The following is a 12,434-nucleotide window of genomic DNA, read 5'->3' as shown; positions in this document are numbered from 1 at the left end:
CTTGAAAATTTTGTTTGAAAAAAGAAACTTGAAAATATTTTACTTTTTTTTTGGTTAGGTATTGTGGATTAAAAAAATTGTTGTACTTTTGCACCACGATTTACAAACGCAGACGATAAATGGAACCAGCCGGCCCTATCGTCTAGCGGTTAGGACAAGTCCCTTTCACGGATTAAACAGGGGTTCGATTCCCCTTAGGGTCACAATTGAATGCGTTCTGCAAATCGTAAATGCCTGATAATCAACCGATTGTCAGGCATTTTTGTTTTCTATCCCTCTGTGAGGGACAGATTCAAGGTTAATCGTAAAAGTTGGGGTCAAGCTAAAAAGTTATTTATTTTGTAGAAAAGATAAATGATGTGGATTCAAACCTACTATAATTTATATTACCCGAAGAATTGCTGGAATATTTTGAACTTACTGATATTCAAAAAATAGTGTTTCTTAATATTTTTTACTTATCTGAAAAGAATATCCACATACAAGAATACAGGAATCAAAAACTACAATCCAAGCAGACCGTCGCCTGAGGTTTCTTTGATGAGGAAACAGTGAGAGATTTTCCATTACATCGTTCAGAAATATTGCTCAAACTATTGAAAATAATTATGAAAAAATCTTGAATTTCTTTGACAATAGAAGTACAAATGCTTCTGCCGAATCGTTCAATCGCAGCGGCGAACCGTGCAAAGATAAAGGCTTTTAGAAATCAGTTTAGAGGAGTTAGAAATGTAAATTTTTTCCTGTTTAGATTATAAAAAATTTATACTTAATCCTTCAACTTTTACGATTGACGCCTAAATTGTGATTAAGTCTAAATTAAACGAGTTGAAGATATACGCTAAAAGTAGCTTTGAAAAACGACTATTGCTTTGAATTATTTTGCCGGACTTCATCAACAAACTTAAGCACTCTATCCAAAACTATCTGTTGATTCGATCCTTCTTTGTACATTTCTAAATGATTAAATGTAAATATTTCTGAAGTCAGGTTAGGTAAAAAATATTGCCAACCCATCATGTTATTTGAGTAGGCGTGTTCATATGAAATCAATAAATGAGCCTTAATATCCATTAATTTGAAAGGGTGACGCTCTAAAACGACTTTCATTTGAGCAAAATCGTGGGGTTTTTCTTTACCAATATTTCTTCTTAATCTAGTGCTAAAAAAACTTTTTATAGCTCTCCAAAATCCTTGCCATTTTAATTTATTCCAAAATCTCTCAATACGGCGGTGGGGAGCCTCATAGAGTGTATAACTGAGATTCCAAGAATCCATAATGAGAAAGTTAAGTGATTTTGGATATTTTTCTTCCAGTTGATTGAGAATATAAAAAGCAACATGATCACCTGAGCAATGTCCAATAAAGACTTTATGTGTTCCTTTCTCAAATATTCTTGTGTCGATTGTTTTACTAATATTTTCAAGACAAATATCTTCTTTTTTCCATTCCTCCAATTTTGGATAGTTAATTAATGTTAATGGAACATGTTGACCCAATACTCGAAAAAATTCGCGAGTCTGCGGAATCATTCCCTTTAAGGGAGGAAAAGCATATACATGTATTAACTCATTTACTGCTTCATTTGAATAGGAAGTTTTACAACCTAAAAGTTGTTTGATTTGATTTTCAATAATACTTGGCTTCATCGCTTCATTAACCCAACTATCAGGAAATTCTACTTTAAACTCCTGCTCCAACGATACAATAAAGTTGATGGCTTCTAATGAACTCCCACCACCCATTTTCCAAGTCCTATCATTTTTAAAGGATTCATAGGAAGCGTACTGACACCATAAATTAAGGAGTCGTTCTTTAATGAATAATGACCCTTCGTTGACAACCTTCTTTCTTTGATATTTCACGCTACTTTCGTATTCAATATTTTGCTTGTCAAGTGCTTGCAAGGCTTGATAATCTATTTTAAAGTTACTCAAATAGGGGACCTTTTCGATGGTATAGAAATATGAAGGAAACATGTGTGCAGATAATATTTTTGCTAATTTTAGCTTTATTTCCTCTAATGAAGCATATTTTTGTAATAAAATATATGCTACAATCTTACTACTTTTATGCAGATTTCTAACTAAAATAGCCGCATCTTCAACTCCTTCTAAGGTTCTTATATTAGCTTCGATTTCACCGATTTCAACTCGGAAACCATTGATTTTAACCTGCCCATCTTGACGACCTTTGAATTCTAATAAACCCTTGGTGTTGACAAGTCCCCAATCTCCAGTTTTTACAGTTCGGCTACCATCCGTATGTAAGATAAAATGTTTTTTTGTGAGTTCTTCGTCCAACCAATATCCTAAAGCACAATACTTACTTCTCACATGAATTTCGCCTAAAAACTCAGATTGAACCTCTTTGCCTTCAGAATCTACTAAAGTCATTGCACGGTCATCAACCGCATACCCAACAGGAACTACTCCTGAAGTTACTTGTGTATTTTTATCAATAAACCATTGACAATAAATTGTTGCATTTTCAGTAGAACCTATGCCTATATACAACTTACAAGCATCTGAAAATACTTGTTTATATAAGTCAACATCTTGTTTGAAAATTTTATCTCCAGCGAGATAAATCAATCTCACTGTATTGAATGATTGTGTTGTTTTGCAAACCAATCCTGTTCTAAAAATACTGGGTATCGAATGGTAAATACTTAGCTTATTATCGTCTATAAAATCTGGAATGGATGCTACTCCATGTTTTTGTAAGTTATTGATATACAAGGTGGCACCAGTTAATAATGCTCCATAAATATCTCTAATTGCTCCATTTACACTTGGGGAATAAAGTAAACTCAACCTGTCCTCTGCTGTAATTTCTGCAACATTTATGTATTGCATCACATCATGCAAAAGATTTTGTTGATTTTGAAAAACACCTTTAGGTTGCCCTGTTGAACCTGAAGTATAAATAATGTATGCTAAGCTTTGTGGGTTTTTATTGAACTCATTAGGTAAAACTGCTGTCAGATCTGGATTAAATTCTATAAGATGTATAGAACTATCAAGATTGTATTCTTTTACTAAAGTAGCTTGGCTAATAATTACTTTTGCCTGTGAATGCGTGATGATTTGTTGATTTCTTTGATGGGAATATGAAGCATCTAATGGAATATAACCCCTGCCTTCAACCAAACATGCGAGCATCGCACATATATATATAGCATTGTTTTCTAATAAAATTATAACAGGGCTATCGCTTTCTTCTGATGCTTGTATTTTTTTTGCAAGACAGTAGGCGAGGGTTTTTACTTCGTGATAAGTTAATATATTTTCGCCATCGTCTAAAGCAATTTTTTGAGGGAATTTTAGTGCAATTTCCTCAAAATGCTCGAAAACTGAGGCATTAATCCAAGAAATGGGTAAACGCTTAAATATCTCTTTCATAAGAGTTAAGAAAAGTCAATAAGTAAATGCAGTGATATTTAAGACTATTTACATGCTTTTTTCCAGAAATTTATTTTCTCATTTGGAAAATCTAAAGGTAAAACGCACTCACAAGTAAGTAAGGTGTTTAACGGAAAATTTTCAAGAATCTCTTTACAATCTTGTTCGTTATTGACCTTACTCAAGGTATTAGCTGGTAACCCATAAATGATAGGATAACCAGATTCTTCTATAGATTTGCTATTAATTGTTTGAATTTGATTATAAGTACAATGAATACTTAATTTGGGGATATTCTCGGATATACAAGCAAAACAATCATTGCCATGTAAATGAAAAATGATGGAATCGAAAAAATCGGCTGCTTTGAGCAAACAAGTTTCATCCGAAGATTTACCAAACTGCTTATAAATTTCAAGCGAAAGGATATCTGGTTGCATATGTTGTGTAACATAGTATAGTCCTTTTACACCAATTTCTGAGGCTTTTTCTATAACTTTTTTTGTATTGTAAATAATAACATCAAGAGCAGCATCAATAGCTTCTGGATCTGTCTGTGCAGTTTTTAGAAAAAGGTCTATTCCTGAAATTTGAATCAATTGAGATAAAGGGCAAAAAATTGTAGCATATACAGGCACTTTTACTTGAGTACAGCAAATTTGCAAAGCTTTAAAAATTTCGACGAGTAATTTTTCTTGGAAAGAAAAGTTTTTAAGGTTGTAAAAATCTTTGTTTTCTTTTAATGGAAAACTTGTAATCTTACGTCTGCCGACAGGATCGTTTTCCCAAACTTCATCTTTTGCTCCGTAGCAAACAGCAAGCCAGTCACCAGCAGGAGTTAACTTTAGAAAATCAAATTGAAAAGTATTTTGAAAAGCAAGTGCTTCTTGTGCAAGTTGATAGCCGTGTTGATCTGAAACTGGATGGTGTTTCCAAAAAGAAATATCCATAATAGTTTACTTTTGTGATGTTAGATTAGAAATAAAGATAATTAAATTGTTCCAAAATCGAAAGAAATGAACGCTGTGCAGAGTATGAGTAAGAAGAGGTAATTTAAAATTCAAACTACCTCTTTTACAAAATCTAAAACTTCATTTCTATGACATCATCAGCAATAATCAATTTTCCCTCTGTGGCTTTTTGAACATCTTCTATTGAAATGCCAGGAGCCGTTTCCAATAATTTGAAACCACCCTCAGCCATTACTTCTAAAACTGCCAATTCAGTAACAATCTTTTTTACACAACGTAAGCCAGTAATGGGCAAACTACAACTTTTCAATAATTTAGATTCTCCCGCTTTATTGACATGCTGCATGGCTACAATAATATTTTCGGCAGAAGCTACTAAATCCATGGCTCCACCCATACCTTTGACCATTTTTCCTGGAATCTTCCAGTTGGCAATGTCTCCGTTTTCAGAAACTTCCATTGCTCCCAAAATGGTTAAATCAACATGACCGCCACGAATCATGGCAAAGCTTTCGGCCGAACTAAACAAGGCCGAACCAGCCGTCATGGTTACTGTCTGTTTGCCTGCATTGATTAGGTCTGCGTCAACATTTTCTTCAGTAGGAAATGGTCCGATGCCCAAAAGTCCATTTTCAGACTGTAAAACCACATTGATTCCTTCTGGAATATAATTCGCCACCAAAGTAGGTATTCCAATACCCAAATTTACATAATAGCCATCTTTTAGCTCCTGAGCAATGCGTTGAGCGATTTGATTTTTATCAAGACCTTGACCTTTTTGTAATGCTGCTATAGTATTTTTTTCAGAAATATCATCGGGCTTACTAATGGTTCTCTGCTCGATTCTTTTTTCATAATTTTTCCCTTGAAAAATTCTTTGAACATAAATGCCAGGTGTATGAATTTGTGCAGGGTCGAGGCTACCTGCAGGGACTAATTCTTCCACCTCTGCAATGGTGATTTTTCCCGCCGCTGCCATCATTGGACTGAAATTTTGAGCAGTGCCTTTAAAAATCAAATTGCCTTGTGTATCACCTTTCCATGCTTTTATGATAGCAAAATCAGCTTTTAGCCAGTTTTCACGCACATATTTTTTACCGTCAAATTCTTCAATTTCTTTACCTTCTGCTACTTCTGTACCTACCCCTGCGGGAGTATAAAAGGCAGGGATTCCTGCACCACCTGAACGAATTCGCTCAGCAAGCGTACCTTGTGGGATGAGTTCGACTTCTAATTCACCTGACAATAATTGTCGTTCAAATTCTTTATTTTCTCCAACATACGACGAAATCATTTTTCGAACTTGACGAGTTTTAAGCATTAAACCAATACCAAAATCATCAACACCGGCATTGTTTGAGATGCAAGTTAGCCCTTTCACTCCTTTACGAAGAAGAGCTGAAATTGAATTTTCGGGAATCCCGCATAAACCAAATCCGCCCAACATAAGCGTTGCTCCGTCTGGAATATCAGCCACTGCTTCATCAGCTCCTGTAATAACTTTATTTATCATTTTTTTAATAGGTTTTGCTGTAATTTCTCTATTATCAATGGTTTTAAGAGGGTTTTAGCGATTAGCCCTTAGATTTTTGGCTTTTAAATTTCAGTTGATGTCATAAAAAAGAGTAAAGTAGAAGCTGTTTATAAACCATTTCTGCTAAAACTCCATTTTCTGAATTCTTACTGCATTTAAAATGGCCAAAAGTGCCACACCAACATCGGCAAAAACAGCCTCCCACATGGTAGCTAAACCACCAGCCCCCAAAGTTAAGACTATTGCTTTTACTACAAAAGCTAAACCAATGTTTTGCCACACAATTTGCTTTGTTTTTTTGCTGATATTGATAGCTGTTGCAATTTTTGAAGGTTGGTCGGTTTGAATGACTACATCGGCCGTTTCGATTGCAACATCACTACCTAAACCTCCCATTGCAATGCCCACATCTGACAAAGCGAGTACAGGAGCATCATTGATACCATCGCCTACAAATGCAATGATTCTTGCCCCGTCTCGTTTTAAATCTTGTACTTTTTCTACTTTATTTTCTGGTAATAAGTCGCCAAAAGCTTTAGAAATCCCTAATATTGATGCCACTTTTTGCGTAATACTTGATTTATCGCCCGAAAGCATAATCGTTTCCTTGATACCAATTTCTTGCATTTTTTTGATGGCTAATTGAGCATCTTCTTTTAGTTGGTCTGCAATCAAAACATATCCAACTACTTGATTATCAATCGACATAACCACAATCGTTTCAATGATATTTTCGAGTTGGGTTTCATAACTTACGTCAAACTTTTTTAATAACTTTAAACTTCCCACTAAAATACTTTGATCTTCAATTTTGCCTTTCATTCCATGACCAGAAATCTCTTCAAAATCTTCTAAATTAATAGAAAAAGCTTCAATTTTCTTTTCATTTGTATAATTTCCTATGGCTTTTGCAATTGGATGTGTTGAATGAGATTCAATCGTTTTGAGGTATTTTAGAAACAAACTTTCATCAATTGTTGTATTGATTTCTTGAACTTTAAAAACACCTTCTGTCAACGTACCTGTTTTATCCATCACAACCGTCGTTACTTTCGCCATTAAATCAAGATAATTTGAACCTTTAAACAAGATTCCATTGCGAGATGCAGCCCCGATTCCCCCAAAATAGCCCAAAGGAATGGAAATAACCAAAGCACAAGGGCAAGAAATAACCAAGAAAATCAAAGCCCGATAAAGCCAATCATTAAATACATAATTTTCGACAAAAAAGTAGGGCAGAAATACCAATCCAAGGGCTAAAAATACGACGATTGGCGTATAAATTTTAGCAAATTTTCTGATAAAAAGTTCGGTTGGAGCTTTTTTTGAAGTGGCATTCTGGACTAATTCTAAAATTCTTGCGATAGAGCTTTCTTTAAAAAGCTTTGTTACTTCTACTTCAATAATTTTTTCAAGATTGATCATTCCAGCTAAAACAGTTTCGCCTTTTTTGAGACTTTGAGGTTTGCTTTCACCAGTCAGGGCTGACGTATTGAAGCTACTATTTTCTGATAAAATAACACCATCTAAAGGTACTTTTTCTCCAACTTTTACTAAGATTTTCTCGCCAATTTGTACCATTTCTGGATTGATAGTTTGCCAAGTATTCCCTTGGAAAACATTCGCAATATTGGGCCTAACATCTAACAATGCTTTGATATTTCGTTTTGCTCGATTGACAGCTGCTTCTTGAAATAATTCGCCAATGGCATAAAAAAGCATCACCGCTACTCCTTCGGGGTATTCACCAATATAAAATGCACCTAAAGTGGCAATGGACATCAATAAAAATTCAGTAAAAATCTGCCCTTTTATAAGGTTTTGAAATGCCATTTTCAAGACATCCCAGCCTACTAAAAGGAAGGCAATACCAAATAAAACTAATCGAGTTGATTTATTCCAAAAAGCAAAGTTTTGAGTTTCATTAAAATAATCTAAACCAATACCCAATAGGAGTATAATCAATGAAATGATTGGAAAAAGATATGGACTTGATTCGGTCGGATTGCCATGAGAATGGCCATGATCATGCTCGTGGTCATGTTCTGCTAAATGTGCATGATCATGTTCCTCATGTTTATGAATTGCTGTATTTGCCATTTTTTATGAAAAATATTTAATTTTAGCAAATATCAATATTTTATTCATGCAACAGGTAGTCAAAAAGTATTTACTTAGAATTAGTCTAAACAATAACTCACTGTTGCATTTGCAACAAACGATCAGGAATAAAGTTTTATTTTAGAAAAAACTCCATCTTAGACCTATAAAGCCTCTGATACCTTGCATAGGGGCGTAATTATAACTCGGGTCAAATTGCTCGCTAAAAGGAGCATCTGCTCTAAAAATTGGCTCTTTTGGAAGGAAATTACTTAGGTTTTTGATGCCACCATACATTTGTAAACCATTGGCGAAGCGTTTAGTCGCTTGAATATTATGAATACCAAACCATGGCGAATATTCGGGACGGGTGTCACCATAGGCACGAACCACAGGTAGCCGCATTGGGCTGTACAAATTACCCGTAAGGTCGAAAGTAACTTGTGCTTTATTGATTGTATAGCTGATAGCATAATTTCCCGTAAAATGTGGCGTTTGGATTTGGGTAACTTTTAAGTCATTTTCTTTGCGATAAACATCCATCAACGTTGCTCCTGCAAATATTTTGAGACTTGATAGAAAAGCAAATTCGGCATTTAGGGCTATCCCTTTTGAAATACCATAACCTTTTAGATTGTCGAATACAATCAACTCAGGATTTTGGTCATAATCAGCAATGATTTTATTTGAAAAATAGGTGTAAAAACCATTGAGTTGAATATTACCATAGCCTTGCCCAAATGTAAAAAACTTTTGGTAATCAAGGTTAGCATTATACGAGCGTTCAGGTTTTAAATTATTCATTATCAGTACTTTACGAGAACCAGTGAGTGCAGCATGGTCTTCCGAGAATAAGTTTACAACCCGATATCCATTGCCGAAACTTAATCTAAAAATATTATCTTTATTAGGTGAAAACTTCCAGTTTAATCGTGGTGATGCGATGCCACCATGTTTTGAATTGTAGTCATAGCGAATCCCCAATAAAACCTTGTTTTGTGCGTTCAATGTTACTTCATCTTGGGCAAAAAGTCCAGGCAACCAAATCAAATCAGGGGCGTTTTGAAGGTTAGGCTTTTGAGTTACTGGTGTATTATCATCATAGTATGTATTGCGAATCGTAAGACCTAATAGAGCATCATGGTTTTTACTTAATTTTTTATCCCAAAGCAATTGACCAAAACCAATCCGTTGGGTAGCAAGATAAGCTGTTGTGCCATAAAATGAGTTTTGTTGGTGCTGATTGAACGAAAAATTAAGTGTAATTTTTTCCTTATCAATGGGTAATTGATAGCTGCCAAGCATTTCCCAGCGTTTTGTATAAATAGATTCACCATAAATTTCAGTGCCACCTCGATTACTTTTTTGCCATTGCATCTCTCCACCGAAACGGTCTTCGTAAACATAACGAGCGGCTAAATTGAATACGCGATTATTTCTTCTCTGAAAAGACCACTTATTGAATAGCGAGACCCGATTTTGAAGGGTAATATCTGTAAAATTATCGTTATTGATGTCCCAGCGTTTACCAAAAACGAAATAATTTCCTGAAAAAAGTACATTTGCTTTCCCGATTTGTGCTTTTGCACTGGCATCAAAATTATTTTCTAAATAACTGGTCGTATTCCAATCAAAATTGAATTTGGGTGCTTTTGCAGGATTTTTTGTAATAACATTTATCAAACCACCGACAGCCTCTGAGCCGTAAAGCGTCGAAGCTGGCCCTTTCATTATTTCGATTCTCTCCACCATTGAATTTGGAATTCCACTTAATCCATAAACTGTTGAGAGAGCCGAAACTATTGGCATTCCATCAATTAGTACCAATGTATAAGGACCTTCCATGCCATTGATATGAATATCGCCCGTACTACACACATTGCAATTGAGTTGTGGACGAACACCATTGACCATTGATAGCGATTCGAATAAATTTGGGGTTGGGTTTTTTCTAAAAAATGTAGGGTTTAATATTTGGATAGGGGCAGGAGACTCATTAACTGTCGTTTCTTTCATTGTTCCAGTTACTACTACTTCATTTAGCTGGGCATTTTCTTCTTCGATTTCAATGTTTAAGTTATTTGTTTTCCCTTCTAATATATTAATAATCAATTGCTTGGTTTTATATCCAACACTTGTAACTTGAATCGTTTGCTTACCAATTGGTGCATTCCGAATAATAAATTTCCCATTTTCATCTGCTTGAGTACCAATTTTTGTTCCTAAAACCGTAATACTTGCAAAACTAACTGCTTTGTCTTTGCATACGACTATGCCGTGAATTTCACCAGCATGAGCTGTAAAAAAGCTTAATAGACTGATTATAAATGCTTTAGTAAATATATTTTTCATGCTAATTTAATTTCTGATACAAAGTTTGATGAATAAAATTATATTTCAAAATTATTCTAAATATATTTTTAGATTAATCTAAAAATATGAATAAATATTTGGCATTTTGTTTGTATTGATATTTACAAAAATCATCCTAATCTCTGAACGAACAGGATGTTCGTTCCACATTTTATGGCAAATATTATACTTGGAATTGGCTCACGTGTAAAACACCCAGAGTATGGTGTTGGAGTCGTAATTAACTTTAAATCAGATGTTTATGTGATTACTTTCGTAGAAATCGGAACAAAGAATATCAAAATTGATTTTCCTGTTGAAGTGTTAGAAGCTGTCGAACCATCGCATGATATGGTAAGTTTATTTGATGTAGAAAGAAACTTATCAAAGATCTTACAACGTTGGATGGATGCTACCGAGATTGTTCCTTTAGGCGACCGTTGGAAAGGAGGGAAGATGATTTTGCAGCCTGGCCGCAGAGATTTACAGTCGAAAGAAGTTTCGATTGATGTTTTTTTTCATAAAATAGTGATGATGCGTGACCGCTTACGAGTATTAGAACAGCGAGTAAACGCCAGCAGCATTGATGATGAAGAAAAGGTAAATATCCAACAATATATCACACGTTGCTATGGCTCGATGACAACTTTTAATATTTTATTCAAAGAACCTCAACATCAATTTTCGGGAGAAAAATTGACAGAAGCTTGATTGTTTTTGAATTAAGAATTGGGAATGTGAAATTTGGAATTTGGAATGACGAATTGTGAATGACGAGGTACAAATAAAAATAAATAATCAAATTATTTGTGTTTTTTGGAACTTAGTAATAGTTAAACAGCATTTTCAATTCCTAATTCCTAATTCCTAATTCCTAATTCCTAATTCCTAATTCCTAATTCCTAATTCCTAATTCCTAATTCCTAATTCCTAATTCCTAATTCCTAATTCCTAATTCCTAATTCCTAATTCCTATATCTTTACTGTTCCGCCAGACTTAGCTGCTTGGTAAATTGCTTCAACCACTTTTATATCACGCAAACCTTCTTCGCCTGGAGCTGTTAATTGTGTCGAATTCATTAATGCAGTACAATCCTCATCCATTTGTCGAGCTTGTTGGTTCTTTAATGGAAAATCAATGATTCCATTAGAATGACTGCCTTTATTGTTTAAATAAGATGAGAAAGGCTCCATTTTTAACCAACCTTTTTCATAATTTACCTGCAAATAATTCATATTTATTCCAAAACTCGTATGGCAAGCTGCCAAAGCCCCACTCGGAAATTGTAATTGAAACATCATGGTTTCTTCTACTTCTTTATAAATTTCAGGTCGAGTTGTACTTGACTGGGCTGTTACGGCAATCGGTTCTTCGCCAGTTGCTAACCTTGCACCTTGTAGTGCATACACACCCATATCACCCATGACGCCTCCACCGAGAGCTTTGCTTTGCTTCCAATGTGTTGTCCTTGCATCAAAATAACCAGCTCCACAAGAAACCATGCGTACTTTTCCATAAAGTTTTTCTTTCGTAATACGCATGTATTCTTGTGTATTTGGATCATGTTGACAGCGGTAGCCGATGGCGAGATTTACTTTGTTATCTTTACAAACCTTTATCATAGCCATACAATCGTTGATTGACGGAGCCATTGGCTTTTCGCAAAAAACGTGTTTTCCGGCTTTTGCTGCACGAATCACATATTCTTTGTGCATCGAAGGGGGTAAAACAACATATACAATATCTATATCAGGATTATTGGCAATTGTATCGAAATTCTGATAATTGTATATATTTTTATCAGGAATATTGTATTTCTGTTTCCATTTTTCAGCCTTTTCAGGTGTGCCAGTTACAATTCCTGCCAAATAACACTTTTCAGTCATTTGTAAGGCTGGGGCAAGTAAATCCGTACTATAATAACCCAAGCCAACTAAGGCAATACCTAACTTATCCTTCTTTTTTGCTGTACCAGCCAGTAAAACATTGGGTGAAAAGATGCTTGCAGCACCGCCAATTACTAAAGATTTGAGAGCTTCACGACGATTGAACATTTTGTGTAAATATTTAA

8 protein-coding genes, 1 tRNA gene and 1 pseudogene are annotated in these 12,434 nt (G+C 34.8%); 3 read left to right on the top strand and 7 right to left on the bottom strand.

What is annotated here, in order from left to right:
* Positions 1 to 131 precede the first annotated feature (131 nt).
* A tRNA-Glu gene (locus ACQUQZ_RS15115) sits at positions 132 to 203 on the top strand.
* A 362-nt stretch (positions 204 to 565) separates the two neighbouring features.
* Positions 566 to 706, top strand: coding sequence for a transposase (locus ACQUQZ_RS15110; protein ID WP_435357662.1), 141 nt, complete (start codon positions 566 to 568; stop codon positions 704 to 706).
* A gap of 158 nt (positions 707 to 864) precedes the next feature.
* Here ACQUQZ_RS15110 and ACQUQZ_RS15105 read toward each other — a convergent pair whose 3' ends face one another.
* The 6 genes and pseudogenes from ACQUQZ_RS15105 to ACQUQZ_RS15080 all read right to left on the bottom strand — a co-directional run bounded on the left by ACQUQZ_RS15105 (position 865) and on the right by ACQUQZ_RS15080 (position 10,362).
* Positions 865 to 3,405: an AMP-binding protein gene (locus ACQUQZ_RS15105; protein ID WP_435355854.1), complete on the bottom strand. Its 2,541-nt coding sequence runs from the start codon at positions 3,403 to 3,405 to the stop codon at positions 865 to 867.
* A gap of 44 nt (positions 3,406 to 3,449) precedes the next feature.
* On the bottom strand, positions 3,450 to 4,355 hold the full coding sequence (locus tag ACQUQZ_RS15100) for a uroporphyrinogen decarboxylase family protein (protein WP_435355853.1): 906 nt from the start codon (positions 4,353 to 4,355) through the stop codon (positions 3,450 to 3,452).
* Between the two features lie 133 nt (positions 4,356 to 4,488).
* Complete coding sequence (locus tag ACQUQZ_RS15095) at positions 4,489 to 5,127, bottom strand: 3-oxoacid CoA-transferase subunit B (protein ID WP_435357661.1); 639 nt, start codon at positions 5,125 to 5,127, stop codon at positions 4,489 to 4,491.
* A gap of 72 nt (positions 5,128 to 5,199) precedes the next feature.
* Positions 5,200 to 5,889, bottom strand: a pseudogene (locus ACQUQZ_RS15090) (CoA transferase subunit A); the annotation flags it as partial.
* A 144-nt stretch (positions 5,890 to 6,033) separates the two neighbouring features.
* Positions 6,034 to 8,010, bottom strand: coding sequence for a heavy metal translocating P-type ATPase (locus ACQUQZ_RS15085; protein ID WP_435355852.1), 1,977 nt, complete (start codon positions 8,008 to 8,010; stop codon positions 6,034 to 6,036).
* A 141-nt stretch (positions 8,011 to 8,151) separates the two neighbouring features.
* Positions 8,152 to 10,362 (bottom strand): TonB-dependent receptor, encoded by a 2,211-nt coding sequence (locus ACQUQZ_RS15080; protein WP_435355851.1) that lies wholly within the window; start codon positions 10,360 to 10,362, stop codon positions 8,152 to 8,154.
* A gap of 174 nt (positions 10,363 to 10,536) precedes the next feature.
* Here ACQUQZ_RS15080 and ACQUQZ_RS15075 point away from each other — a divergent pair, with 174 nt between their 5' ends.
* Entirely contained in the window at positions 10,537 to 11,073 is a 537-nt protein-coding gene (locus ACQUQZ_RS15075) for a hypothetical protein (RefSeq protein WP_435355850.1), read from the top strand.
* Between the two features lie 261 nt (positions 11,074 to 11,334).
* On the opposite strand, the gene ACQUQZ_RS15070 is transcribed toward ACQUQZ_RS15075, so the two are convergent.
* Positions 11,335 to 12,417, bottom strand: coding sequence for a Gfo/Idh/MocA family protein (locus ACQUQZ_RS15070; protein ID WP_435355849.1), 1,083 nt, complete (start codon positions 12,415 to 12,417; stop codon positions 11,335 to 11,337).
* Positions 12,418 to 12,434 lie beyond the last annotated feature (17 nt).

It is taken from the genome of Emticicia sp. SJ17W-69, assembly GCF_051209875.1.
Classification (GTDB): domain Bacteria; phylum Bacteroidota; class Bacteroidia; order Cytophagales; family Spirosomataceae; genus Emticicia.
The sequence above is the reverse complement of the archived record's forward strand: the minus strand, read 5'-3'. Positions and strand labels throughout refer to the sequence as shown.

Coding starts and splice junctions, on each gene's coding strand:
- ACQUQZ_RS15105 (WP_435355854.1), bottom strand. CDS start 3,405: ATGAAAGAGATATTTAAGCGTTTACCCATTTCTTGGATTAATGCCTCA.
- ACQUQZ_RS15100 (WP_435355853.1), bottom strand. CDS start 4,355: ATGGATATTTCTTTTTGGAAACACCATCCAGTTTCAGATCAACACGGC.
- ACQUQZ_RS15085 (WP_435355852.1), bottom strand. CDS start 8,010: ATGGCAAATACAGCAATTCATAAACATGAGGAACATGATCATGCACAT.
- ACQUQZ_RS15080 (WP_435355851.1), bottom strand. CDS start 10,362: ATGAAAAATATATTTACTAAAGCATTTATAATCAGTCTATTAAGCTTT.
- ACQUQZ_RS15075 (WP_435355850.1), top strand. CDS start 10,537: ATGGCAAATATTATACTTGGAATTGGCTCACGTGTAAAACACCCAGAG.
- ACQUQZ_RS15070 (WP_435355849.1), bottom strand. CDS start 12,417: ATGTTCAATCGTCGTGAAGCTCTCAAATCTTTAGTAATTGGCGGTGCT.